This window comes from Sphingobacterium sp. 1.A.5 (assembly GCF_002734235.1).
Classification (GTDB): Bacteria; Bacteroidota; Bacteroidia; order Sphingobacteriales; family Sphingobacteriaceae; genus Sphingobacterium; species Sphingobacterium daejeonense.
The window spans coordinates 144,611-169,319 of sequence record NZ_PEBA01000012.1 but is presented as its reverse complement, the minus strand read 5'-3'; the positions used below and the strand labels follow the sequence as shown (position 1 = coordinate 169,319).

The window sequence follows — 24,709 nt, the reverse complement described above, 5'->3', positions numbered from 1 at the left end:
GATTATATAGTTATAGTGAAAAAGCGCCCTTGATGGCGCTTTTTTTACCTACACGGTCTGTAGCAATTATTCGCTGTTCATCCTTTTACTAATAAACCAAAAAGTTATGAGCTTAATCACACTAACATCAAAAAGAAAAGTCATTTTCTCATTTGCGGTACCATTTTTTCTGTTTTCCTCGGTATTGTTCCAGTATTGTGAAAAAGAAGGATCCAAATTGAACGAAGATGAATTTATTGTTACCTATTTGGACGAAAAATCAAAGTGTTCTGGAGAATTGGTTGAATACAGGGAAGAGGATCGTGAGAGAATTTCTAAGTTTTCAGGGAATACGGTTTCTTCAGAAAAGTTTGGTGTACTTAATTTCACTGGGAAATATAACAAAGGGAAACAAATTATCGTTAAGGTTCGGAAACCAGATGATAATATATACTGTACGACGGAGGTTTTAGCGTACGGAGCGGTATATAAAATAGAAGTTTTAGATTAAATACCAATATATAAAATTTAAAAGGGCGACATCATTCGATATCGCCCTTTGTTTGCTTTTATTATTTCTTAGCGAAATATAGTTTTTTGTCGATTTCATCACCGCCTAATTCAGCAGCTGCTTTTTTCCAGTTTTCGGGATTTAGCGTCTGTTGGTTTGTCGGATACCTTACACGATCAGGAAGGCGTGTTGCAACAACGTTTCCTGATTGTAGCGGAGTAAACACATAAGTTGAATTATCATTTGGCCTACGTCCGGTTTCTCCTGGCATTAAAAGAATATCAGAATCTGGATATCCTGTTCTTCTAAACTCATTCCAGGCTTCATCAGGATTGAAGAATAAAGTGATGTATTTCTGAGTCATCACATTTTTTTGATTCGCAGCAGGTAAAGTAGCTACATATTTATCTATGGCTGCAGCATCAATATTCTGACGTTCCATATTTGCTCTAACCCCTTTAATGTAATCAGCTTGGTTCCAATTATTAATTTCACTTAGAATAAATGCAACTTCTGAATACTCCATCAATACTTCACCTCTATCCACTTTTAGGATATCTTTTGCAAAGAAGTTCAAGTTAGCTTCGGCAGTAAAATATGCTTCAACTCTTGGCAAGCCGTAAGGCATCCCTGTGTATAACTTCATATCTGGAGAATCCTCATATCCTGCATTATATTCAGGGAATGTGATATTCTTAGGTGCTGCGATTTTATATAATCTTGGGTCAAATCCAAATCCGCCTGTTGTACCTTTAAGTAAATTTATAAAGGAACTATTTGGCCAGAAGTCATTTCTTTTGCCTACATAGAAAGTCTTCCAAAATGGATTTCCTTCTGCATCTGATGTTCCAGAAGCATGTATTGCATTGTCTGCATTTGAAGTGAATACCCCTGAATTTATTGCATCTTGAATCTCAGCATTTGCCGCAGGGTAAACGGCCTTTATTCTATTTGCGATTCTTAATCTCAAAGAATTTGCGAACTTTTTCCATTGACCAGCATCACCACTGTAGATATTGTCTCCATCTGTGAAAACATCTTTTCCTACCTCCAATTGTGCAGCGGCCTCTTTCAATTCCTTCAATAAGTCTTTATAAACTTCTTCTTGAGATACATAAGCAGGGGCAAGATATTCCTCAATGTTTAATGCTTGAAAATCAGGATTATCTTTTTGTCCGTATGACCAGTAAGGAATATCTCCAAAGTGGGTAACCAAGTTGTCGAAAACATAAGCCAACATAATCCTAGAAGCTGCAATTTGGTTGGGAATACTACCTAAAGCTTCCATTTGAGCTACTAATTCTGGCGTCTCGCATTTATCAATCACATCTTTGTAGTTACTAGCTGCACGATACAAAGCTGCCCAGCCATTGTTCGTTTGATTGGCCCTATATTGGTATTTATCTTCTTCAACATAGTTGTTCTGTGCTGAATATTGCATCCATGGCATAGACATTCTTGCCATCCACCAACCATCACGAGTATTGTCGAATAAAAATCTGTTCGCCCCATTAAAAATTGTATTTGTAGGTACAATTTCTGGATTATTGGGGTTCACATTTATTTCAGCTAAATCTTTTGTGCAGGATACCATACTCATTGTGGAAATCCCGATTACAGAAGAAAGTAAAATTGCTTTTATATTTTTCATATGCTTAAGGTCAAATAATTAAAACTGTAATTTTAAGTTCAATCCAAAAGTTTTAGATGCCGGTAAGTTACCGCCTTCAAAACCTTGAATATTTCCACTACCTGTAGTTGCCATTTCTGGATCGAAGTTTTTATTTGCCAATCCCCATGCTGCTAAGTTTCTAGCGAATGCAGAAATAGTTGCATTCTTGATCCTTAATTTACTTGTGAAAGATGTTGGAAGATCGTAACCAAAAGTAATTTCACGAAGCTTAACATAATCAGCATCAAAAACGTTCTGAGAAGTAGGACCCCCATAGAAATGATTGAAGTAGGTTTCAGCATCAACTCTTGTTTCGTTCTTCGCAGTATTCGTTACAGTATAAGTTCCATCAGGATTACGAGTAACATCACCAGTTACACCATCAACAATAATTCCCTCCTCACGGATGCCGTTTGCAGCGGTTTCTTCCAAAACACCTGTGTAGCTACCAAACATATTTGAGATAGAATAGAATTTACCTCCTTTTTGAATATCGATCAATGCACTAAGATTAAATGCTTTATATCTAAAGCTGTTTCTCCAACCGGCATTGAAATCAGGTAATATCGTACCTAAGTTTCTAACATCTGTACCTAGATAAAGACCATTTGCTCCCACTACTGGAGTTCCATTTGAATCACGGATAATATCAGTCGTATAGATTTGTCCATATGGTTGATCAACCATCGCAATTAAACTTGCATTAAATGGAGCTGTTCCGATTGTTAGAGTTTGGATATCATCATATAATTCAATCAATTTATTTCTGTTTCTTGAAAAATTGATGTTTGATGTCCACTCATAATCTTCATGTCTTACTGGAACCAAGGTAAGCATAGCTTCAATACCTTGATTGTTCATTTTTCCAGCATTCATAAACTTCGCATTATAACCAGTTTCTGGACCGGTTTGAACATTCATGATAAGGTCAGTGGTAGTCTCATTGTAATAGGTTACATCAATTCCAACTCTATTCTGGAACATTTGCATCTCAACACCAAATTCATAAGACTTTTTAGATTCTGGTCTTAATTCCTCATTCATTTTACTTAAACTCTTAAGGAAATAAGGATTTCCAATATATGTTGTGTTGGCATAAGTCGTGTTTAAATAGATATCTCTCAAACGATAAGGATCTGTATCATTACCTACTTGTGACCATCCTGCACGTAACTTACCAAAGTTTAACCAATCTGCTTTAACCAATTGAGAGAAAACCAAGGAACCGGTTACAGAAGGATAGAAATATGATGAGTTTTCTTTTGGTAGGGTAGATGACCAATCATTTCTCCATCCAAAATCTGCAAATAAGAAATCTTTGTAACCAAAAGAGAAATTACCGAATACGGAATTCACTCTCTTTTTGAAGTTTTCAACCAAAGCAGAAGGCGCCTGAGAGCTGTTTGAAATAGAATAAAGATCTTTTACGATCAATCCACCATTAGTACTTGTATTATTCAGTGCTCTAGTAGTGTTTCTTCTGTTGGTACCTATAAAAGCATTTAATGAGAAATCTTCCCATTTTTTGTCATAATGAACTCTAGCTTCATAGTTCATCTCCGTGAATTCACGGATGTTTTCCAAATATTCAGATACAGGTTGTGAACCTACGGCTGTACGCTCAGTTATTTTAAGGGTATAGTTGTCACCATAAATGTTACCTGTTGCATACAAGCCAGGAGCAATGTCATATTTCAATTCAACATTTCCATAAAAACGATCACGTTGGTCAGTAGCAATATTTTCATTGACAATCCAATAATAGTTGTCAGAATATTTAGGAGTCGCATTATTCCATGCTGTTCTGTTCCATGTTTTTTGTTCTCCCAATGATGTTTTATAGTTCTTCAGACGGTCATAATCCAATTGAACCTGACCCCATTGGAACATTTTTTGGCCAATTGAATTACTTCCATATCCTTGTTCAGGACGGTTGTAACCATTGGTTCTGATATAATTGATCGTTCCTGTAGCAGTAAGTTTTTCGCCAAATTTATTGTTCACACTTAAAGCAACGGTTGTTCTCTTTAGGTCTGAATTAGGTACAATACCAGATTGAGTTACATTTGATGCTGATAATCTAGCAGAAGTGTTTTCATAAGCTTTAGCTAAAGCAATTGAATTGGTATAACTTACACCTGTATTAAAAAATGATCTATAATCTTTTGATGGATATACCCAAGGTCTGGTTTTTAAATAATTTTGAGTGTCTTCAGGGTCGAATGCATCCCAATGCAATACCTCCTGACCATCCAATTTAGGTCCCCAAGATTCATCTGCTGTATAATCGACTAGTTTATATTCTTTACCGTCAATCATTTGCGTAGCGAAGTCTGTTTCAAAACCACCACCATATAATTTTTGTAATTTCGGGGTAATCCCTAATGACTCAAATCCAACTCCTGTGTTGAAAATGATTTCATCACGACCATTTTTAGCGTTTTTAGTTTTGATTAACACAACACCGTTCGCTGCGCGTGCTCCATATAGCGCCGATGCCGGACCACCTTTAAGAACGTTTACAGACTCAATTTCATCTGGGTTGATGTCGAATCCTGTATCACCATAATCCCTACCACCTGCACCACGGTCAGTATTTGGATTATTGTAATTGGAGTTGTCCATCGGAATTCCATCAACAACAATTAATGGTTTGTTTTCACCTGTTAGGGATCCAATACCTCTTAGGACGATACGTGTAGATCCGCCTAAACTCGAAGATGGGGCATTAATTACCGCACCGGCTACATTTCCTGATAAAGATTGCAATGGATTTCCGCCTCTTGCAGCATTTAATACATCTCCTTTTACCTCCTGTGAAGCATATCCCAAGGATTTTTTATCTCTTGAAATACCTAATGCTGTTACCACAACTTCATCTAAGGCTTCATCATTTCGTACTAATTGTACATTAATAACGGTTTGATTGGAAATGGAAACTCGTTGTGAGCTGTAACCGATGTAAGAGAATGAAAGTTCTGTTGCTGGTTCGGTTAAGGTGAGGGTGTAATTACCACCTTCATCGGTCTGTGTTCCTACAGTTGTCCCAACTGCGCTTACTGAAACCCCTGCAATAGGGCTGCCGTCACTTGAGGAGGTGACTTTCCCAGTAATTTCTCGATTTTGCGCATAAGTGACTCCAACCAAGAGCACACATAGCACCAAAATACTAAGTACTTTTTGTTTCATAGTTCGTTGTTTTGTTTATCATAATGTGGCAACCGTCTTTATAGCTAAAGAGGTAATCGACAAGTAAATTTATTAAATAAAAAGTAATGTTTTACATTTTTTAACATTTTATTTATTAATTGGGTTTAGATTGGAAAATAAATAAGAATATGTTGTTTAAATACGTGTATTTTTTACTTAATAAATTGTGCTTTATTGAATTTATCAGTAAAATTAGGCTGATTAGGACATTTTCTGTTAAGTTTGATTCTTGATAAAGACTAATTTTAATCATTGTAACAATGCTATGTGTTCATAGTATTTATAAGCTAATTATTGAGCAAATTTTGAATCCTATTTTTTAAAAAAATGGATATTCCTCTTTTCGATAATTCATAATTTATAGAGCAAGCGCTTTATTATTAAATTTGTGCTATTTTAGGACTTTTCTTAATTGAAAAAATAGCGCCATTATTAAGGTTGATTATGAGCATCATTACATTAAAAGAATTGGCGGCAAAATTGGGTCTATCGGTGTCTACCGTATCAAAAGCTTTGAACAATAGCTTTGAAATTAGTGATGAAACCAAAAATAGGGTCAGAAAAATGGCTCAAAAATATAATTATAAACCTAATATATTGGCCAAAAGCCTAAAAACAGGCCGTAGCAATTCAATTGGAGTGATCATTCCTTACTTAGGAAATCCATTTCAGTCCCAAGTCTTAGAAGGAGCTCACCAAGCTGCCTATGAAAGAAATTACAAACTTGTCTTTATGCAAAGCCGAGAGAATGCGAAGCTCGAACAAGAATCTTTAAAAACTTTGAACCAACAAAACGTAGACGGAGTGATAATTACTCCTTCTGCAAACAGCAATCTCAAGTATCTAAAACAATTTCATCAAATCTGTCCCCTAGTCCTCGTCGATAGAATTGATTTTGATTTGCCGACCTTTAAAATTGGTGTTAACAGTGAAAAAGGAGCTTACGATGCCACTCAGCATTTAATCAATTCAGGACGTAAGAACATTTTAGTGCTCTGCGGAATGAATATTGGAATAAACCAAAAAAGAATTTCAGGATATAATAAAGCATTGATGGCTAATTTTATACCTTTTGATAAAGAAAATATAATCCAAGTCGAATATGGTCAATCAAGAGAAGATTTAATTAAAAACCTAACTCAAATTTTAAAGGATAAATTAAATCAAAATTCTGAACCTATGGGAATATTAGGTACAACAGATACCCTAACGGTTTCATGTCTGGGAATTCTATCAAACCTAGGGATAAAAGTGCCGGAGCAAGTTTCTGTTATAGGCTTTGCAAATACCGAAGCTGCAGAGTCCTTAAACCCATCCTTATCCACAATCATTCAACCTGCATTTGAAATTGGACAGATAGGGGTTGAAAAATTAATTCAACTCATTGAATCTAAGGATAGGTTCAAAATGGATTTTGACACAACTATCCTAGATACATTTATCGTTGCCCGAAACTCAACTAAAGTTTGACGGGTTTCATTTTAGGAACCAAAATCTTCATGATAATCCATGCGATTAAATAAGCCAAAGAACAAAAGGTAAATACGATCATGTATCCTTGATCTATACCATTGGCTACGGTTTCACCCTGAGAAGAAAGTTGTTTCAGGAACTCTTCGATATTGGCAACGCCATTTTGCTCAAAAAAAGCATTACTTGTTTCTACGTTAGCTATTTCAGGAAATCTTTTCAGCAGATTTTCTCCATTTACCTCGCTCCAATGTGTCTCAGCATAATCAAATAACTTTCCAGAATAGATATTTATGAAAAATGAACCTAGTCCTCCAGCTAAACCTCCTATGCCCGTTACAGTAGCAATAGCCTTTTTGGGAAACATATCTCCAATCGTAGAGAATATATTGGCTGACCAAGATTGATGTGCAGCAGCACCAATACCGATCAAGATTGTTGGAATCCAAAAAGAATAGTGCCCAAATGGCTGAGCTAACAGAACCAATAATGGGAAAAATGCAAATATCAACATCGCACGCATCCTTCCGGCATATGCATTCATGCCTTTGTTGATGAAATATGAAGGTAACCAACCGCCAATCAAGGAAAGCATCGTGATGCTATATAGCACAAACAAAGCTAATTGACCATTTAAGTCGGAAGACTTAACTCCATAAACGGAGCTTAAGTATGCAGGCATCCAAAATAAATAAAACCACCAAACTCCGTCGGTCATAAATTTACCTACTGCAAATGCCCAAGTTTGATTGTGTTTTAAGCAGTTGAGTATACTCACCTTTCCTTGCGTCAAAGGTATTGTAACATCGTGTTGTTGCGCTTCGATTACGTCATCTTGCTGGAAATATTCCAATTCCGCCTGGTTTACTTTTGGATGCGACTCTGGTTTATCGTACATGAAAATCCAATATCCCATCCATACAAATCCCAATGCTCCAATTATAATAAATGACATTTCCCAACCCCAGTATTTAGCAATGACAGGAATACACAATGGAGCAATCAACGCACCAATAGTAGAACCGGCATTAAATATACTGGTGGCAAACGCTCTATCTTTTTTAGGGAAGTACTCCGCAGTTGTTTTGATCGCTGCCGGGAAGTTTCCAGCCTCACCTATGGCTAAAACAAATCGGGCAAAAATAAATAAGACTACACTGACATTGATAACCCTAGAAAAATCATGAACCTTTTTGATGGCTTCTTTTGCTCCTTCAAAACCAACAAACCATTCTCCTGCGACAATGCCTGATGTAGCTATTCCACAGAATGCATGGAGGATGGCTCCAAATGACCAAACAGCAATCGCCCATAGAAAACCTTTTTTTGTGTCCATCCAATCAATAAATCGACCGGCAAACAACATCCCAACAGCATAGAAAATCGAGAATAGGGCAGTGATCAAACCATAATCGTTATTCGTCCAGTGAAATTCTGGAGAAATAAAATCTTTCCACGTTAAGGATAGTACTTGCCTGTCCAAGTAATTAATGGTCGTTGCGAAAAATAGGAGGGCACATATAGTCCATCTATATTTGCTGGCTTTTTGGTCAGTCATAAGGCTGCTTATAAGGTTAACAGTTTATAATTACTATAATTATCAAAATAATACATCGATTTACACTTACTGGTAGTATCTATATGTGTTAGTTTGTGTTGCTGTTTATTGAGTTTTTCGCTTAAACATCTTACTGAGCAAGCCGAAGAATTCATCTTCCAATATGTGGATTCTTTTAATTCAATCTTGTTGATTGTATTACCTAGTTTTGGCATCACGATTATCTATTTTTTACGTAAATTTCTGTTTAAGAATAGGAAGAACAAAGGGATTGCAGAAATTTACAATACATTGGATAAGCGAAAAGATCACTTACCGTTTTTTAAGATTCCTTCACATTTTATCAATGGCTTTTTGACGGTCATATTTGGTGGATCTACAGGTGTTGAAGTTTCAACGGTTGTCGCAACTGCTACTATCGGTAATGAATCGTATAAAAGGGGATTTTCTGCTTTCAAATATAAGCGCGAATTGATTTGTGCAGGAGTCGCGGCTGGTGTAGCAGTTTTATTTGCAAGTCCAGTAGCAGGCCTTTTGTTTGCCATAGAAGTTATTGCCCGAAAGGTTCAAAAAACGATTTTGATTAGCTGTATTGCTTCAGCATTGTTTGCTGGGGTTTTTATCTATTTTTTTGATAGAAAACCATTCTTTGACACTCCGGTTCAAGGCTGACAATGGAAAGCCACACCATTCTTTTTGGTTTTGAGTTTGTTTGCTGGAGCTCTTTCTGTTTATTTTACCAGTGTTGTGATCAATGTTAAAAAGCTCTTTGAGAAGATTTCCAATAATTTTATCCGAGTAAATCTTGGTGCTATTACTGTAGGATTAATGATTTTCTTTTTACCGATATTGTATGGTGATAGTTACCATGGTTTACACAATGTATTAGATCAGATACTACAACAAAAAGAGTATTCTCTCTTAACTTTGGGACTGTTTGTAATCTTGAAACCAATAGCTTCTTCACTTACTTTGGGTGCAGGTGGAGATGGAGGTGTATTTGCACCTAGTATAGTTGCAGGAGCATTTTTAGGCTTGCTGGTTGCGTATAGTGCAAACTTGTTGTTTGGTACGAATTTGCTGTTGTTCAATTTTATGATAATAGGAGCTGCTTGTACATTGGCAGGATCTATTTTTGCACCGATGACAGCCATATTCTTGGCGTGTAGTTTGGCACCTAATGGCTATGCGTTGATCGTTCCTTTAGCATTATGTTGTTTTATAACCAAATATTTTGCTCAATGGTTGTTACCTTATAATGTTTATACTTATGAATCGTATAAAGAATCCGATTTAGCTCGGGCTGAAAGTTGATTTTCAAGAATGTTTTTGGTATGTTCATTGAGCCTTTTTACTTTTTCGTGAAAATCGCCTTGTATAGAATCTCGTAGTTGTCCCATTAGTGCTAGTGTTTCGTCAATCTCTTCAGGAATTAGCTGATCCAAAAATTCTTTTAAACGTTTTGCTATTGTAGGCGATTTTCCATTGGTAGAAATACCTATTTTGAGATTTCCTTTTTGCACAACACTGCCAAGGTAGAAATCACATAAAGAAGGTTTGTCGGCTACATTCAATAGAATATGTTTTGTTCTACATAGATATTGTATGTGGGCATTTAGCCATCTATTGTTACTGGCAACCAATACTAAATCTATTTTATCTAAGTCACTTTCTTTAAACGAGCGTTTTGAAAGATGTGTACGATTATGTTTGTTTACAAGTATCTCGACTTCGAGGCATACTTTTTCGGCTACGATGTGAACATTCGCTTCGGGCGAATTTTTTAGTATAGCCTGAAGTTTTTCTAAGCCGATTGGCCCAGCTCCGACTAATAGCACTTGTATTTTATCCAGTTTGACGTATATCGGAAATAAGGTGTTCATAGACTTGTGTTTTCAGACCACGATTCTATTATCTTGTAATATGCTGCTGTAGATGTTGTTTTGCAAGTTTACAACGTGTCCAATAACAATAATAGCAGGATGAGCCATTTCATGTTGCTGACTTGTTTTTTGTAAATCTTTAACCGAGCAAGTCACTATTTTTTGATTGGGACGAGTTGCGTGTTGTATTATAGCTGAAGGAGTGTCACCTTTGCCATGTAATACATATGTACGCGCTATCTCCGTTAGTTTTCGCATACCCATATAGATAATGACCGTTGAGTTACTTTGTGCCGCAAGCGTGAGGTCTGCCGCCATTTCTCCGTTACTTTTCATTCCAGTCAAAGCCCATACACCTTCACTTATGCCACGATGTGTCAAGGGAATATCATTTACGCCTGTGCCTTGCATGCTGCTGATTCCGGGTATGTATTCTACTGCGATCCCCAGGGTCTTTGCATACAACCATTCTTCAAAACCTCGTCCGAAAATATAAGGATCACCTCCTTTTAATCTGACCACATTAGAAAATCGGTTGCAATAATAACTTATTAGTGTATTAATATCGTCTTGTGGAACATATTCACCATAAGGATGCTTACCTACATAGACTTTTTTACAATCTTCTGGACATAAATCGAGTATTTCTTGACTAACAAGGTTGTCAAATAATACAATTTCTGATTTTTTTAACATATTGTAGGCTTTTATTGTTAAAAAATCTGGATTTCCAGGTCCTGATCCAATAATAAATAATGTTTTTTTGATTTCTGTTATCATTTTCACAACTTTTTTATCAAATTTATGATTTATTTATGATATAAATCATAAAATATTTGAATTTATATGGGTTTTATATCTAAATTAGCTGATGTAAGTTGTATTTTATTATAAAAATTGAATTTATGAGAGATAAAATAATAGTTGTGATCGGTAATGGGATGGTCGGTCATAAGTTTTGTGAGAAATTGCTAGCAAAAACAGATGTATTTAAGTTGATTGTGTTTGGTGAAGAGTCGATTCGTGCTTATGATCGCGTTCATTTGACAGATTATTTTAAAAAATCTGGAGTTAACGATCTTTATTTGTCAGATTTGACCTGGTATCATGAAAATAATATAGATCTGCACCTGAATGATCCCATAATTGCTATAGATACAGCACAGAAATCTGTTCAATCAAAACATGGCGTACGAGTTTCATATGATTTCATTGTTTTTGCCACAGGATCTGCTGCATTTGTTCCTCCGATACCAGGTATAGATAAAGAGGGCGTGTTCTTGTATAGGACTATTGAAGATCTAGATCGCATTAAAGAATATGCCGTACATGCACGCAAAGGAGCGGTGATTGGCGGAGGTCTTTTGGGATTGGAAGCTGCCAAAGCACTGGTCGATCTACAGATTAAAGAAACTGCTGTAGTTGAATTCGCAGCACGACTCATGCCAAGACAGATTGATGATGCCGCAAGTGCAACATTGCAAAATAAACTACATTCATTAGGACTTAATTGTCTACTACATAAATCGACTACCCAAATATTGGGAGATACCAAGGTTGCGGGTTTAGCATTTTCTGACGAAACATCTGTAGAGGCAGATATATTAATCATTTCTGCAGGAATCAAGCCTCGTGATGAACTAGCCAAAGTGGTCGGTCTGGCTACTGGACATCGTGGAGGTATCGTGGTAGACGAAAATATGCGTACTTCCGACCCTAGTATATTTGCTGTTGGTGAGTGTGCATTATATAATGAGATGATCTATGGTCTCGTAGCACCAGGTTACGAAATGGCAGAAATTGCAGCATCCACAATTTTAGGCGAACAGAAATCTTTTTGCGGTTTTGATATGAGTACTAAACTCAAATTGATGGGTGTCGATGTAGCTAGCTTTGGAGACCCTTTTATTTGCGAACCAGATGCACGAACTATCCATATTGAAGACAAGAACAAAGGAATCTACAAAAGACTCAACATTAGCTCAGATGGCAAAAGATTATTGGGAGGCATCTTGGTAGGTGAAGCGAGCAGTTACAATATGCTTTTGCAGACGGTTAATAACAATATGCCGATTCCGGAGCATCCAGAATTATTACTTTTTCATGAAAAGGCAAGTAGTCAACCTGTCGGATCGGGACTAGATACCCTACCAGACAATGCATTAATATGCAGTTGTGAAGGGGTGACCAAAGCTCAGATTTGTGATGCTGTAATCCAACAAGGTTGTGAAAATGCAGATGGGGTAAAGAAATGTACAAAAGCAGGCTCTGGTTGTGGAGGGTGTATTCCGATGGTAAAAGACCTCGTAACCTACACCATGAAGCAGCAAGGGAAATATATTCGCAATACTATCTGTGAACATTTTGACTATAGCAGGCAAGAGTTGTTTGATCTGATGAAGATACATGAACTGCATACTTACGACGAGGTTTTGGACAACTTGGGCAAGGGGCATGGATGCGAGGTATGTAAACCGCTAGTTTCTTCGCTACTTGCAAGTCTTTGGAATGAAATGATCTTGGGCAAAGGAAATGATGTTGCGCAGGATAGTAATGACCGTTTTTTGGCCAATATCCAACGTGGCGGAACGTACTCTGTTGTTCCTCGTATCCCAGGCGGGGAAATCCGTCCAGAGAAGCTCATCGTTATTGGAGAAGTAGCGAAGAAATACAATTTATATACTAAAATAACGGGAGGTCAACGTATCGATATGTTTGGTGCGCATGTAAATGATCTTCCTTCTATTTGGGAAGAACTTATTGCAGCTGGATTTGAAAGTGGACATGCTTATGGAAAAGCCCTACGTACTGTCAAAAGTTGCGTAGGAAGCACATGGTGCCGTTTTGGATTGCATGACAGTGTTTCTTTTGCGATCAAGATTGAAGAGCGGTATCGTGGAGTTCGTGCACCACACAAATTTAAGTCGGCAGTCAGCGGTTGTATTCGAGAATGCGCCGAAGCTCAAAGTAAGGATTTCGGTATTATCGCTACTGAAAAAGGTTGGAATCTTTATGTATGTGGCAATGGAGGCAGTAAACCTCAACATGCTTTGCTTTTAGCAAGTGATATTGATAGCAATACTTGTATTCAGTACTTAGACCGGTTTTTGATGTTTTACATCCGTACGGCAGACCCACTGACACGTACTGCGACATGGTTAAACAAGATGGATGGAGGTATTGATTACCTACGCAATGTTGTTGTTAATGATAGTCTTGGCATGGCAGAATCATGGGAAAAAGAGATGGAAGCACTAGTAAAAGCTTATCAATGTGAATGGAAAGCCGCTGTCAATGATCCGAACATTCGTAAGCGCTTTGTACACTTTGTAAATGCTCCAGACCAAAAAGACGAAACTGTCCAATTTGACGAAATGCGTGGACAGAAGAAAGCTGCAGATTGGAATGCAGTGATTACACAATAACGATTTAAAAAAAATATAAATGGAAACAATTACTACAACATCATGGGAATTAGCGTGTCATATTGATGATGCAGTCGAAAATGGCGGAGTTTGTGTTCAAATTGGAGGTAAACAAATTGCTCTATTTTACTTCAAACGTCGAAACGAATGGTATGCCACTCAGAATGAATGTCCACACAAAAAGCAAATGATTTTGAGTCGCGGAATGATAGGCTCTCTTGGCGAAAAACCAAAAGTAGCTTGTCCATTTCATAAAAAGACATTTGCATTGGACACAGGAGAATGTCTTTCGGGCGATGAATGTGCTATTCAAACTTACCCAGTCAAAGTAGAAGCTGGATTGGTCTACATCTCTTTAGAAAATTAACCAATTTTTTTAACAATAAAAATATAAATTCATGGATTACATCACACCAAAAGAAGTTGCCGATAACATGATGACTACGGCGATTAATAAGTCAAAATTAAGCATCAAAGATTTGTTGATAAGAGGGGCCCTGTCTGGAGCGTTGTTGGCTATTTCTGTTACGCTAGCCTTGATGGCGACAACACAAACTTCACTGAGCCTCATGGGAGCTTTTGTCTTCCCTGTAGGCTTTGTTATTATTGTTATTTTAGGTTTAGAATTGGTTACTGGAAGCTTTGCTCTAGTACCTCTAGCTTGGATGGAAAAGCAGATTACAGGGTTTAAGGTGCTTCAAAATCTATTTTGGGTATTTATTGGTAATTTGATAGGAAGCCTGTTGTTTGCTGTATTATTTTGGGCTGCTAGTACAGAGTCTGGGCAGTTGCAAGATCTTGGTGTTATTGAACAAGCATTAGTATCCATTAGCGAAAAAAAGACTATAGGATATAGTAGTCATGGGGCATCTGGGTTGTTCTCTGCGTTCGTAAAAGCGGTATTGTGTAATTGGATGGTGTGTATGGGGGTTATTATGTCTATGACATCTAAATCTACCTTGGGTAAGATATTGGCTGCTGGTATTCCCATCTTTATTTTCTTTGCTCTGGGCTATGAGCACGCTGTCGTGAATATGTTTGTTATTCCTGCGGGTATGATGTTTGGCGCTAAGGTGACTATGAGCGATTGGTGGTTGTACAATCAGTTGATCGTTACAGCTGGGAATATCGTCGGTGGTTTGTTATTTACAGGTATGGCTATTTACTACACGCATACGACTAAAGAACATCGATTATCTACCAAATAAATCATAGATTATGACAATTTTAAAAATCCTTATAACAGTTTTGTGCTTGTTTGGTTTATCTGCCAAAGGGCAAGACAAAAAATTAAGCACTACACTTTTTGAAGGCACCATTGTAGCAGGATACATTGATAAAGGAGCGTACATCAACTGTACTGGACCTGCTGTTAAATTTACTAAACCAACATACAGTGTGCTTTTGGGGTTACTCCCTTCGATTAAAATTAAAGAAGATAGAGCAACTGTAAAGAATTCTATCTTTACCCCGACGTTAGGTTTTGGAGCTACCATCATCGTATCAAAGAAGTTCGCTATCCAGATACCGACTTTCTATACACCCAAAACTGCTACTACGGATGGGAAGTGGAAACTTGGAGCTGGTATTGGATATAAATTGTAAGGTATTGGATACGAGGGAATGAATTGGTCGATAGCTTACTATCGGCTAATTCTCTTTTTTGAAAGGGTTAGATCAAACTGGATTCTATTAACTTTTGACGATCTAAAATCTTGATTCGCTTATTTGCAGTCTCAATAATTTTTTCGTTTTCTAGTTCCATCATCATCCGGTAGATAGTTTCGTACGTACTCCCTATGTATGCTGCTATATCTGTTTTAGATAGTGTAATGTTGATATAACCATCTCCTTCAATTCCCATTTTTTGTTCTAATTGCAGGATGCTCCATGCCAACCTTCCTTTTACGGAAAGTTGTACTTGATTGCTCGTCTTTTGTTCGGAAATTTGCAATTCGTCGGCATAAAATAACAGCATCTCATACGTGAAATCTGAATTTCCTTTCAATATCGTTTTGAAAAAATCAATAGGAATAAAACAGACCTCGCTGTTTTCTAATGCGGTGGCAGATATGGGGAAAAGTGTTTGCGAAGAAGATAATCCACGATGCCCTACTATATTCCCTTTTTTTGCAAAACGAACAATACTTTCTTTATCACCCCAGTGTTTATGTACTTTGATCACGCCTTCTTGAACAAAATAAATACCTTCTGCTGGCGTTCCTTCCTGGATAAATTGATCGCCTTTCTTTAATTTAATTATTTCTCTATTGGCATTAATCAATTCCTTCCATGCAGGAATTATATGTTTACACATAAAACATGTGTTCTCACAGTCTTTCTTTTTTTTTGCCATGTTTTTAAAGTGGAAGTCTTTTTGAGAAAACTTCTACCATTTTTTACAATCTATAATACAAATATATACCATTATTATTTTTTATACAGCACATTCTAGCAAGAAAATGTTCAACGAGAAGCTTTTGACGATGATTAGAAGTCAAAGGAACATGTTTTATAACTGATGACGACACCTGAGGCAAACTGACACTTAAAAAGTTGTCGTCAGTTTTATGCTACATAGAGTATAGAAGTACGTTTTGTGATTATTAGTAAGTAAAATCACAAAACGTACCTCAAATTACTATTATAATTAACTTAATTGGAGTGAAGCTGGACCAAATTCTTCAAAGTGAATATGACTATTGGCTCCACCTCGTTCTATTAAGTAATCGTGGTGCTTTTGTATAAAGCCTGCAGGTCCACAGATGTAGTAGTCTGCTTCGAGTTCTAACACATCATGGGCAAGGTTTGATAAATCAACCCAACCTTGTTGAATATGACTTTCCTCTTCTTCCACTTCATCATAGAATAGAAATTGCTTGACATTTATTTGTTGTTTGTTGATTTCGGTCAATCGATCCTTAAATGCATGGACTTGTTCGTTTCGACAACCATGAATCCACACGAGATTGGTTGATACATTATCTTTAGAAATCAGTGCTTCTAGCATGGATAATAGTGGCGTTTGACCAATTCCTCCGCTGATAAAAACTTTTGTATTGCTGTTTTCTTTTAGGACAAAAACTCCAGCTGGAGCACTTAAATCTATTATTTCACCCTCTTGTATATAGTCGTGTAATCGATTACTAATCATTCCGTCTGGATGATTTGTGCTGATTTCTTTCTTGACCGATATTCGATAGTATTTGCCATTTGGAGCACAAGAAATACTGTACTGTCTTGGTTGTAACAAATTAAGCTCTGGCAAGAATAATCGTAAACTAATGTATTGCCCTGGCTTGAAATCAGCGACTTGTCCATTATCAGTAGGATACAGTTAAAATGAGGTGATTTCTTCCGATTCCTTAACTTTTTGTTTAACGACAAACGGGCGCCAACCTGCCCAGCCTCCGGTTCTCTCAGTTTGCTTAATATACAATTTCTGTTCGTGACCAGCCATTAAGTCGGCAAGTTTACTATAAGCTAACGTCCACGCTTCTAGCAACTCAGGTGTTGCTGCATCTCCCAACACTTCTTGAATTGAAGCAATTAAATGCCTGCCGACAATCGTATAATGCTCTGGACGTATATCCAAGCTTGTATGCTTATGTCCGATATGGTCAACTACAGGAAGTAGTACTTCGGGTGTTTCAATATACTCAGCATAAGCTAGAACAGCCATGGCCAATGCAGTCTGTTTCTTGTTGTTTTGTTGATTACCCATATTGAATATATGTTTCAATTCAGGATTGTTTTCAAACATTCTTTTGTAGAAATGAGATGTCAATAGGACACCATGTTCTCGTAGCACGGGAACTGTTGCTTTGATAAGCTGTATTTGATCTGAAGTCATGGCAAATGTAATTTATTTATTAATTTTTGATATTTTAAATTCTGTTGTCAGCATGCCGATTAAGCCAATACTGATTACCATCGAAGCTATGAATAGAAAAATAGGTACATAAGGGAATCCTTGGTTGAAAAGAGCTAATGAAGCTTGAAGTGCTAGCAATAGTTCATTCAATACAACTCCAAAAATGAAAATGTTAAAATAGCTCTTCATATGATGGTTAAAACATAATAACTTGGTCTGGTAGCTATATCCGATCAAAAAGGTAGAAACAATGACTAGTAGAACAAGGTGTAAATAAGCAATAATAACTGGTCTGAATCCATATACATAGTCACTTAATGAAGGAATGACAGATAATGCTTGTAGACAAAATTTTAGTAATACAGCGACGGAAATCAGTAAAAAAACATTTTTTAAATATGGATGTATATAACACGTTTTTTTTTGAGTGGTAGAGGTGTGTAATTGAATCAACCAATAAATCCATATGGACTATTGTACAAATACAAGTATGGTAATCAATATGTAAATAACGCTATGGAACTTTACCCAAAGGATAGATAACAGGTATAGTGGTATGGTTGCGATACTAAGTGTATAGAATAATTTATCTGTAGCCCGTTGAAGAATATTGAGTTGAGATAACAAGTGACTGACCAATCCCATGATAGCAAAGAAAAACCATCCGTTAAATTGAAAGTGAAGATAGAAATAGATAGCAGACAATTGACGCTTAACTTCTAGCTGATGAGAACCCATTATATAAGCCAAATAGAATGTACCAACGGATGATATCAGTAAGAATACCAATGCCATATAAAACCATCTTGCTATACGATTGTCTAATTGTTGCTCTCGCATATCTTTCCAAAATGTTAGTGCGAAACAGTAGGAGATAAGAATACTACAGGTGGAGCATAATATAGAAATAACACCATACCCTTGATAGATAAAACTAAATAGCATACCATAGGAGCACATTAGATTCGCCCATAATATTCTATTTTGATTATGAGGTATAGGATCATTTTTGCCAAGGCGAAATGTTATAACAACTAGTAACAACATCAATAGATGTGATACCCATCCCGTAAAAGCAAAATGCGAATGTGCGTGCTGTAAGTTTTTTAGCTGGACGAACGGCATAGGCAATATGAATTTTAAACGCATAATTACCCCCATCAATGCAACGATAAGTAGATTGATCAAACCTATTGTTGCCCATGTTCTAGTAGATGTTTGCCGTAATATTCTCATTATTCGGAAACAAACTTAGCCCGAATATATGATATGTTTTATGAGTGAAATCATAAATTGATCTATCGTATTATAAGAAGAAGTTGTAAAAGCTACATCAGGACAATGACTAAATAACAATAGAAATGTGTAAGCCTGTAGTAGGACGAGTCACGGCTATATAAATCGTAAAAACTGTGAGCAACATGAGCGATCCCCAGAGCGCATTGATCCTTGTCGTCGGAAATAACAGTGCTGTCATCAAAATGATTTCTACGACCGGAACCAACCAAGTGAGTACATTGGCAATGTATTTCGGGAAAACCTGATTTTGCATTTCCCATCGTGATTTATCATAGTCCATCAGTTTGCTAAAGGCAGCGTAGAAGAATAGCATAGCAACTAGCGTAGTGATCGTAATAATCACCTTTTCCCTTTTTTTTATATATTCATGTTTCAAATTCATCGCCAGATCATTTAGCATGTTTTAAATAATAATTGTTAATGCTTACTTAACAAAGTTCAATATCATTTCTCGAATGGAGGTGTCAAAAAACAGAGAAAATTTGGGTGTTTTTGGCAAAAAAAAGGGGGTAAAATGTAAGTTTTTTGATACCCATAAAGTTTTAGTAACCTAAAAAGAGCTGGAAAAATGGCCTAACGGTACTCTGAGGGCGGAAATCCAAATGTCTTGACGAACTGTGTCCTAAAACTCCTAAAATTGTCGTATCCCACCAAAACACTGACTTCTGTTGGAGTTTTTTTCTCGATCTGCAAAAGTCTTTTCGCCTCCTTCATACGAAGATTTATCAGGTATCTGTGGGGCGTTTCTCCGAACTCGTCCTTAAACGTGTCAATCAAAGTTCTTTCGGTGATGTAAAATTTATCCATCAATGCTTTATTGTTCAGGTTGGGATCCATGTAATTTTGATCCATATGCTCTTTTATAAGACATGCACGGGCAGTCATTTTTTCCTCGACTGCTAGCTGATAATGATATAGCACCCTTTTTGCATCGCGAAGGAGGACTGCTTCAAGATCCTTGTCCCGTATCTCCGTCCTTCCAAAGAGCTTATCGAGACTTCTTTACATTCCTTTTTCGATTCGGCAGGAAGGCATATGTCCGAATGGTAGATTATTTTGTTCCATCTGCTGTAGAAACGGTTCCAATCTTGGATAATAGCGGATATTCTTTGTTACCCACTCGTTCCTAGGAATGATATAGCAGAGACGGTGTCTTCCTGCCGGTAAGCTGAACGAATACGTGCCTTGCCGGTTGTACGTAGCATAGCAGATATTTTCTTTTGCTTCGGCAATATGTTCTCCATCGTGTTTCTGGAATAGAATATTCCCTTCCAACATCATAAAGAGGAATAGGCTGGTATCCTCCATAAGGTAATCTGCCTGCAGATCGGTATGTATATCAACTTCCAACACCTCAAGAAAGAAAAGGATATGGCTGTAATGCTGGCTGATGATTGTACCCTCTTTGATATCTATGCGTTCTGCCTGGGCATAGGGCAAACGAAACCTACACCACCGGGGTATACTCCCGCTGATATCGGTCACAACAGCATGCGACCTGAACATATATTTTACCGTCCTGCGCATGGTTCGCAAGTTTTTTCATACAAGAATAGATGTCTTGAAATGTGATCTTCATATTAGTCTTCTATCAAATTTCGACATAATCTTGGGATGCTGATCTATGTGGTCTTCATCATGAACAGGTAGTTTTTTTATATTTTAAAACAAGTTGTCCGTTTATATTGTTTCTTAGGTTAGTAAAGCATGTTAGAAGTTATGGAGATTTAAAATATGGAAACTTTAAGCTTAATATTAACGGGAATTGTAGCTCTTGAACATTTGTATATCCTTTGGATGGAGATGTTCGCTTGGGAAACGGTTGGCAAAAAGACTTTTAGAGGTGCTTTACCGGAAGAACTGTTTAAGGCAACCAAAGGCTTAGCGGCTAATCAAGGTTTGTACAATGGCTTTTTAGCGGCGGGGCTGATATGGTCTTTTTTTATCGAAAACCCAGAATGGAGTTTTAATATCCGTGTATTCTTTTTGGGATGCGTGATTGTTGCAGCACTTTATGGAGGTATAACCTCTTCTAAAAGTATCCTTTTAAAACAAGGGCTGCCCGCAATACTTGCGCTGATTTGTGTATTGATTTCTTATAATTCTTAAAACAAAAAGTATGGAGTTTAAAAATGTAATAATAGCGGGAAGCGGTGTATTAGGCTATCAAATCGCTTTTCAAACGGCTTTTCATAACTTTAATGTAACTGTTTACGATATTAATGATGAAGTTTTAGAAAAGGCAAAAGCAAAGTTTGCTATTTTAAGTGCTGCTTTTAAAAGAGACTTAGGTGCTACAGATGAACAATTGGCAGCTACCAAAGCAAGATTATCCTATAGTTCGGATTTGGGAGAGGCTGTAAAAGATGCCGATTTAGTTATTGAAGCTGTTCCTGAAAATCCGGAGATTAAGATTGATTTCTATCAGAAATTGGCAAAATTGGCACCCGCTAAAACGGTATTTGCAACAAATTCATCGACTATGTTGCCTAGCCAGTTTGCCGAGTATACGGGGCGTCCGGAAAAATTTGTTGCACTTCATTTTGCGAATGAAATATGGAAACATAATACCGGTGAAGTGATGAAGCACGCAGGTACATCTGATGAGGTATTTGAAAGTTTGCTGCTATTTGCTAAACAGATAGGCATGGTGGCCTTGCCTTTGCACAAGGAACAGCCCGGTTATATTGTAAATTCCCTCTTAGTACCGCTTTTAAGTGCTGCTATGGATTTGTGGATAAGAGATATTGCGGATATTGAAACGATCGATAAGACTTGGATGGTAGCTACAGGAGCGCCGCTTGGTCCCTTTGGAATATTGGATGTAGTAGGTATTACTACTGCTTATAATATTAACAAAATGGCCGCAGACGCGACTAAAGATCCTGTAAAGGTTGAAATTGTAGAAAAATTAAAATCGGAGTTTATAGATCAAGGTAAATTAGGCGTTGCAACAGGTGAAGGATTTTATAAGTATCCTAATCCAAAATATAAAGTAGAAGATTTCTTAAAGTAATTAAAAATGCCTAATTATCAATATCTTCTGGCTTGTAACCTTTAATGTTATAAGGGTTGAAGGTTGAGATGTTAAACATGAACTTTATAAAATGGTAATTGTCAGTCCAAGAGGCACTGGTAATTACCATTTCTAGTTAGTACTGCTGCTTTGATACTATAATCTATTTGACCCAGATCTGCGATTTTTCGGTGATTTTTACCTTTAGTAGCACTATTTCTCCTTGTCACCAATTGGGTATAGTTGCACGCCTTAACACTAACTAAGGATTACAGACCCGATGCAAAAAGATATTAAACCCATTTTAGAGAAAGTAGAATCCGGCACTTACAATGGGGAGGAAGAGCGCATTGCCAAGCTCTGGCTTTTCCAATTAAGGAGTAAGGATCTGGATCAGATTTCGGAAGCCGAATTGGAGGATACCAGCGAACAGATCTGGAATCGTTTACAGCCGGACGCGGCAACCCCTGTCCGTAGGTTCAAAGGTTGGCAGCGTATCGGTGCTGTGGCGGCAGCTATCCTAGTCATTGCATTTGGATTTTATTTCTACTACGATAAGAAACAGCTTGGTTTGGAGTCTGCAAGCGGTCTTGTGCAGGATGTAGCTCCAGGGGCACAGGGTGCTACGTTGACCTTAGCCGACGGCAAGAAGGTAAGACTGTCCGATGCCTTGAGCGGTGCCATAGCCGAAGAATCCGGGGTGAGCATTACAAAATCAGCTGATGGGCAGTTGATTTATGCACTAAAGGGCAACAGTGCTGATGTTAATAAAGAGAATACCTTGTCTACTTCTAATGGGGAGACCTATCAGTTACGCTTGCCGGATGGTACCCGGGTCTGGTTGAACACGGGGTCGAGTTTGACCTATGCGCCCAAACTGGTCCAGGCAGGCAAGCGTAGGGTCAAGCTTGTAGGAGAAGCTTATTTTGAAGTGGCCAAAGATAGATCCAAACCTTTTATTGTAAGGACAGGTACACAGCAAGTCGAGGTTTTGGGAACCAGCTTCAACGTAAATGCCTATCTGGATGAACCCGTGACGAGCACTACGCTGGTGGAGGGATCTATTAAGATCAAGACCGAAAAAGGAGAACATCTTGTCCGACCTGGAGAACAGGCCATCAATACCGGAAAGGATATCCGCATCGTACGTACCGAGACAGAGAATATCACCGACTGGAAAGACGGCGATTTTTACTTAAACCATGTCGATTTCAAAGTGGCCATGCGCAAGATAGCCCGATGGTATGATGTCGATATCGTCTACGACGGTTCTGTACCCGAAGGTCTGGAATCTGGGGGATGGATATCCAGGGACAAACCGCTATCGCAGGTACTTAAATCTATCGAATCCTCGGGCATGGTACGATTTCGGAAAGAAGGCCGTACGATCCATGTGATCCGTTAGCTCTATACCGGCAAAAACAAAAAACTAACTAACCCTATTTTTAAATCTAAAATTGAAGAGCATGAAACGAGAGAAGACATAACTGCTATAAACGATAAACCAGAAGCATAAGATGCTCCTGGTCCAGCTTGGAATTATAACTATTTATGACAGCAACCTCATCCGTCGAAAGCTAAGGATTGCCGTCTTACCAAACTAAACAAACTTAGCGAAAATTGTGCGTATGTACAATGGGAGGCTTCTTGTCGGCTGCTAGGCTTGTTTAAAAACTATGACAATAAAATGTATAAAACCTTTGCCAAATATATAGAGGTATACAAAGGCCTCTATGCTAAAATCGTGCTGATTATGCGACTAACCACCATACTATTGATCGCAAGCCTGATGCAGGTCAGTGCATCGACATTCGGACAGCAGATCACCTTGTCCAAAAGAAATGTATCTATAGAATCTGCCCTGAAAGAAATCAGGGAGCAGAGCGGTTATGACTTCTTCTTTGATGGAAAGAGCCTACCCAAAGACAAGGTGATCGATGTTGCTTTAACAACTGCAAGTATCGATGCCGCCCTAAAAAGTGTGCTAAGAGGACTGCCTTTTACATACAGTATTGAAGGGAAGATCATTTCCATCCGCAAGAACGAACAGCCCTCATCGGGTATCGCGGCGGGAGCAGCCATACTAAATATCGACGTCCGTGGTCGTGTGGTCGATGAAGAAGGTAATCCGTTGGTCGGTGCGACGATCCGAGTCAAAGGCGGGGGCAATGACATCATTACCGATGAGAATGGACGGTTTATATTGCAGCAGGTCGCCGAGAATGCCACTATCCAGATCTCCTATGTGGGCTACTACCGTAGAGAGGTAAAAGCAGCACCCAACTTGGGTGATATCCGGTTGGAAATGCTGAGCAGTAATGTCGAGGAGGTGGAGGTAAGCTACTCTACAGGTTACCAGAATCTTTCGCGTGAGCGCAGTGCGGGTTCTTTTTCGAAGCCCAATGTCAATATCATGAAAAATCGCTCTTCCAGCGTGAATGTACTGCAGCGGTTGGACGGATTGGTCCCAGGGCTGACTCTGAATAATTCGATTACAGCCGAGGACAATCCCTTTCTGATACGCGGCCTAACATCTATTAATTCGACACGTGGTCCACTGGTGGTGGTAGACGGGGTCGAATTGCAGGGGGTCTCTATCGAAAGTCTTACAAGTAAAATTTGAGGAACTCTTTGGTCAATGAAAAACTGGGGCCTGATCGATATGCTTTTTTACGGAAATGTGTAAACCCATAACAGGACGAGACACTGGAGCAAGCGGAAGTTGGGCAGAGCCCTACTTTGCTTGCCGTATGCGCTGCAAACGGACTTTAGGGTGTCCTCCGGGGATACCCTTATGGCCTAGCGGCATGGT

General features: G+C 38.0%; 23 protein-coding genes and 1 pseudogene. 11 read left to right on the top strand and 13 right to left on the bottom strand.

Annotated features, from left to right (window positions below; translation table 11 throughout):
- Positions 1–106 precede the first annotated feature (106 nt).
- Entirely contained in the window at positions 107–490 is a 384-nt protein-coding gene (locus CRT24_RS07780) for a hypothetical protein (protein ID WP_099370673.1), read from the top strand.
- Positions 491–551: 61 nt separating this feature from the next.
- Here CRT24_RS07780 and CRT24_RS07775 read toward each other — a convergent pair whose 3' ends face one another.
- Positions 552–2,141 (bottom strand): SusD/RagB family nutrient-binding outer membrane lipoprotein, encoded by a 1,590-nt coding sequence (locus CRT24_RS07775; RefSeq protein WP_099370672.1) that lies wholly within the window; start codon positions 2,139–2,141, stop codon positions 552–554.
- 18 nt (positions 2,142–2,159) lie between these two features.
- Entirely contained in the window at positions 2,160–5,351 is a 3,192-nt protein-coding gene (locus CRT24_RS07770; RefSeq protein ID WP_099370671.1) for a SusC/RagA family TonB-linked outer membrane protein, read from the bottom strand.
- Positions 5,352–5,816: 465 nt separating this feature from the next.
- Between CRT24_RS07770 and CRT24_RS07765 the strand changes: the two genes are divergently transcribed.
- Entirely contained in the window at positions 5,817–6,842 is a 1,026-nt protein-coding gene (locus tag CRT24_RS07765) for a LacI family DNA-binding transcriptional regulator (protein WP_099370670.1), read from the top strand.
- On the opposite strand, the gene CRT24_RS07760 is transcribed toward CRT24_RS07765, so the two are convergent.
- The gene (locus CRT24_RS07760; protein ID WP_099370669.1) at positions 6,832–8,400 is read right to left on the bottom strand and encodes an MFS transporter; all 1,569 of its coding nucleotides are present in this window, start codon (positions 8,398–8,400) and stop codon (positions 6,832–6,834) included. The two genes, CRT24_RS07765 and CRT24_RS07760, sit on opposite strands and share 11 nt — an antisense overlap.
- Positions 8,401–8,565: 165 nt before the next feature.
- Between CRT24_RS07760 and CRT24_RS07755 the strand changes: the two are divergent.
- Positions 8,566–9,714, top strand: a pseudogene (locus tag CRT24_RS07755) (chloride channel protein).
- On the opposite strand, the gene CRT24_RS07750 reads toward CRT24_RS07755, so the two are convergent.
- Together CRT24_RS07750 and cobA are read right to left on the bottom strand one after the other, a co-directional pair.
- On the bottom strand, positions 9,669–10,283 hold the full coding sequence (locus tag CRT24_RS07750) for a bifunctional precorrin-2 dehydrogenase/sirohydrochlorin ferrochelatase (RefSeq protein WP_099370668.1): 615 nt from the start codon (positions 10,281–10,283) through the stop codon (positions 9,669–9,671). The pseudogene CRT24_RS07755 and the gene CRT24_RS07750 overlap by 46 nt on opposite strands.
- Before the next feature lie 12 nt (positions 10,284–10,295).
- The gene (cobA, locus tag CRT24_RS07745) at positions 10,296–11,063 is read right to left on the bottom strand and encodes a uroporphyrinogen-III C-methyltransferase (protein WP_099370667.1); all 768 of its coding nucleotides are present in this window, start codon (positions 11,061–11,063) and stop codon (positions 10,296–10,298) included.
- Positions 11,064–11,188: 125 nt separating this feature from the next.
- Between cobA and nirB the strand changes: the two genes are divergently transcribed.
- The 4 genes from nirB to CRT24_RS07725 are packed head-to-tail and all read left to right on the top strand — an operon-like array spanning position 11,189 to position 15,313.
- Positions 11,189–13,708, top strand: coding sequence for a nitrite reductase large subunit NirB (nirB, locus tag CRT24_RS07740; RefSeq protein WP_099370666.1), 2,520 nt, complete (start codon positions 11,189–11,191; stop codon positions 13,706–13,708).
- Positions 13,709–13,727: 19 nt separating this feature from the next.
- On the top strand, positions 13,728–14,075 hold the full coding sequence (gene nirD / locus CRT24_RS07735) for a nitrite reductase small subunit NirD (RefSeq protein ID WP_099370665.1): 348 nt from the start codon (positions 13,728–13,730) through the stop codon (positions 14,073–14,075).
- A 31-nt stretch (positions 14,076–14,106) separates the two neighbouring features.
- Positions 14,107–14,916, top strand: coding sequence for a formate/nitrite transporter family protein (locus CRT24_RS07730; RefSeq protein ID WP_099370664.1), 810 nt, complete (start codon positions 14,107–14,109; stop codon positions 14,914–14,916).
- Between the two features lie 10 nt (positions 14,917–14,926).
- Positions 14,927–15,313: a hypothetical protein gene (locus CRT24_RS07725; RefSeq protein WP_257213995.1), complete on the top strand. Its 387-nt coding sequence runs from the start codon at positions 14,927–14,929 to the stop codon at positions 15,311–15,313.
- A gap of 67 nt (positions 15,314–15,380) precedes the next feature.
- Here the strand turns inward: CRT24_RS07725 and CRT24_RS07720 are convergent, their stop codons facing one another.
- From CRT24_RS07720 to CRT24_RS07690, 8 genes are all read right to left on the bottom strand, one after another.
- Positions 15,381–16,025 (bottom strand): Crp/Fnr family transcriptional regulator, encoded by a 645-nt coding sequence (locus tag CRT24_RS07720; RefSeq protein ID WP_180269087.1) that lies wholly within the window; start codon positions 16,023–16,025, stop codon positions 15,381–15,383.
- A gap of 333 nt (positions 16,026–16,358) precedes the next feature.
- The gene (locus tag CRT24_RS21035; RefSeq protein WP_257213994.1) at positions 16,359–16,961 is read right to left on the bottom strand and encodes a hypothetical protein; all 603 of its coding nucleotides are present in this window, start codon (positions 16,959–16,961) and stop codon (positions 16,359–16,361) included.
- Between the two features lie 84 nt (positions 16,962–17,045).
- Entirely contained in the window at positions 17,046–17,561 is a 516-nt protein-coding gene (locus tag CRT24_RS21030) for a globin domain-containing protein (RefSeq protein ID WP_218962590.1), read from the bottom strand.
- 12 nt (positions 17,562–17,573) lie between these two features.
- Entirely contained in the window at positions 17,574–17,771 is a 198-nt protein-coding gene (locus CRT24_RS20620) for a hypothetical protein (RefSeq protein WP_144034533.1), read from the bottom strand.
- 282 nt (positions 17,772–18,053) lie between these two features.
- Entirely contained in the window at positions 18,054–18,818 is a 765-nt protein-coding gene (locus CRT24_RS07705) for a hypothetical protein (RefSeq protein WP_099370661.1), read from the bottom strand.
- A 109-nt stretch (positions 18,819–18,927) separates the two neighbouring features.
- Entirely contained in the window at positions 18,928–19,263 is a 336-nt protein-coding gene (locus tag CRT24_RS07700; RefSeq protein ID WP_257213993.1) for a MauE/DoxX family redox-associated membrane protein, read from the bottom strand.
- Positions 19,264–19,454: 191 nt separating this feature from the next.
- Positions 19,455–19,733, bottom strand: a complete 279-nt coding sequence (locus CRT24_RS07695) for an AraC family transcriptional regulator (RefSeq protein WP_180269085.1) — start codon at positions 19,731–19,733, stop codon at positions 19,455–19,457.
- 150 nt (positions 19,734–19,883) lie between these two features.
- Positions 19,884–20,408, bottom strand: coding sequence for a hypothetical protein (locus CRT24_RS07690; protein ID WP_099370658.1), 525 nt, complete (start codon positions 20,406–20,408; stop codon positions 19,884–19,886).
- A gap of 207 nt (positions 20,409–20,615) precedes the next feature.
- Between CRT24_RS07690 and CRT24_RS07685 the strand changes: the two genes are divergently transcribed.
- From CRT24_RS07685 to CRT24_RS07670, 4 genes are all read left to right on the top strand, one after another.
- Positions 20,616–20,990, top strand: coding sequence for a DUF1304 domain-containing protein (locus CRT24_RS07685; protein ID WP_093099140.1), 375 nt, complete (start codon positions 20,616–20,618; stop codon positions 20,988–20,990).
- A gap of 10 nt (positions 20,991–21,000) precedes the next feature.
- The gene (locus tag CRT24_RS07680) at positions 21,001–21,897 is read left to right on the top strand and encodes a 3-hydroxyacyl-CoA dehydrogenase (RefSeq protein WP_099370657.1); all 897 of its coding nucleotides are present in this window, start codon (positions 21,001–21,003) and stop codon (positions 21,895–21,897) included.
- A 280-nt stretch (positions 21,898–22,177) separates the two neighbouring features.
- A complete protein-coding gene (locus CRT24_RS07675; protein ID WP_099370656.1) occupies positions 22,178–23,302 on the top strand; it encodes a FecR family protein in 1,125 nt (374 codons plus the stop codon).
- Positions 23,303–23,584: 282 nt separating this feature from the next.
- Complete coding sequence (locus CRT24_RS07670; RefSeq protein ID WP_099370655.1) at positions 23,585–24,520, top strand: STN domain-containing protein; 936 nt, start codon at positions 23,585–23,587, stop codon at positions 24,518–24,520.
- Positions 24,521–24,709 lie beyond the last annotated feature (189 nt).

Excerpts from the sequence above, each read along its gene's own strand:
- CRT24_RS07780 (WP_099370673.1), top strand. The coding sequence starts at position 107 with ATGAGCTTAATCACACTAACATCAAAAAGAAAAGTCATTTTCTCATTT.
- CRT24_RS07775 (WP_099370672.1), bottom strand. The coding sequence starts at position 2,141 with ATGAAAAATATAAAAGCAATTTTACTTTCTTCTGTAATCGGGATTTCC.
- CRT24_RS07770 (WP_099370671.1), bottom strand. The coding sequence starts at position 5,351 with ATGAAACAAAAAGTACTTAGTATTTTGGTGCTATGTGTGCTCTTGGTT.
- CRT24_RS07765 (WP_099370670.1), top strand. The coding sequence starts at position 5,817 with ATGAGCATCATTACATTAAAAGAATTGGCGGCAAAATTGGGTCTATCG.
- CRT24_RS07760 (WP_099370669.1), bottom strand. The coding sequence starts at position 8,400 with ATGACTGACCAAAAAGCCAGCAAATATAGATGGACTATATGTGCCCTC.
- CRT24_RS07750 (WP_099370668.1), bottom strand. The coding sequence starts at position 10,283 with ATGAACACCTTATTTCCGATATACGTCAAACTGGATAAAATACAAGTG.
- cobA (WP_099370667.1), bottom strand. The coding sequence starts at position 11,063 with ATGATAACAGAAATCAAAAAAACATTATTTATTATTGGATCAGGACCT.
- nirB (WP_099370666.1), top strand. The coding sequence starts at position 11,189 with ATGAGAGATAAAATAATAGTTGTGATCGGTAATGGGATGGTCGGTCAT.
- nirD (WP_099370665.1), top strand. The coding sequence starts at position 13,728 with ATGGAAACAATTACTACAACATCATGGGAATTAGCGTGTCATATTGAT.
- CRT24_RS07730 (WP_099370664.1), top strand. The coding sequence starts at position 14,107 with ATGGATTACATCACACCAAAAGAAGTTGCCGATAACATGATGACTACG.
- CRT24_RS07725 (WP_257213995.1), top strand. The coding sequence starts at position 14,927 with ATGACAATTTTAAAAATCCTTATAACAGTTTTGTGCTTGTTTGGTTTA.
- CRT24_RS07720 (WP_180269087.1), bottom strand. The coding sequence starts at position 16,025 with ATGTGTAAACATATAATTCCTGCATGGAAGGAATTGATTAATGCCAAT.
- CRT24_RS21030 (WP_218962590.1), bottom strand. The coding sequence starts at position 17,561 with ATGACTTCAGATCAAATACAGCTTATCAAAGCAACAGTTCCCGTGCTA.
- CRT24_RS20620 (WP_144034533.1), bottom strand. The coding sequence starts at position 17,771 with ATGAAGAGCTATTTTAACATTTTCATTTTTGGAGTTGTATTGAATGAA.
- CRT24_RS07705 (WP_099370661.1), bottom strand. The coding sequence starts at position 18,818 with ATGAGAATATTACGGCAAACATCTACTAGAACATGGGCAACAATAGGT.
- CRT24_RS07700 (WP_257213993.1), bottom strand. The coding sequence starts at position 19,263 with ATGAATTTGAAACATGAATATATAAAAAAAAGGGAAAAGGTGATTATT.
- CRT24_RS07695 (WP_180269085.1), bottom strand. The coding sequence starts at position 19,733 with ATGGATCAAAATTACATGGATCCCAACCTGAACAATAAAGCATTGATG.
- CRT24_RS07690 (WP_099370658.1), bottom strand. The coding sequence starts at position 20,408 with ATGCGCAGGACGGTAAAATATATGTTCAGGTCGCATGCTGTTGTGACC.
- CRT24_RS07685 (WP_093099140.1), top strand. The coding sequence starts at position 20,616 with ATGGAAACTTTAAGCTTAATATTAACGGGAATTGTAGCTCTTGAACAT.
- CRT24_RS07680 (WP_099370657.1), top strand. The coding sequence starts at position 21,001 with ATGGAGTTTAAAAATGTAATAATAGCGGGAAGCGGTGTATTAGGCTAT.
- CRT24_RS07675 (WP_099370656.1), top strand. The coding sequence starts at position 22,178 with ATGCAAAAAGATATTAAACCCATTTTAGAGAAAGTAGAATCCGGCACT.
- CRT24_RS07670 (WP_099370655.1), top strand. The coding sequence starts at position 23,585 with ATGTATAAAACCTTTGCCAAATATATAGAGGTATACAAAGGCCTCTAT.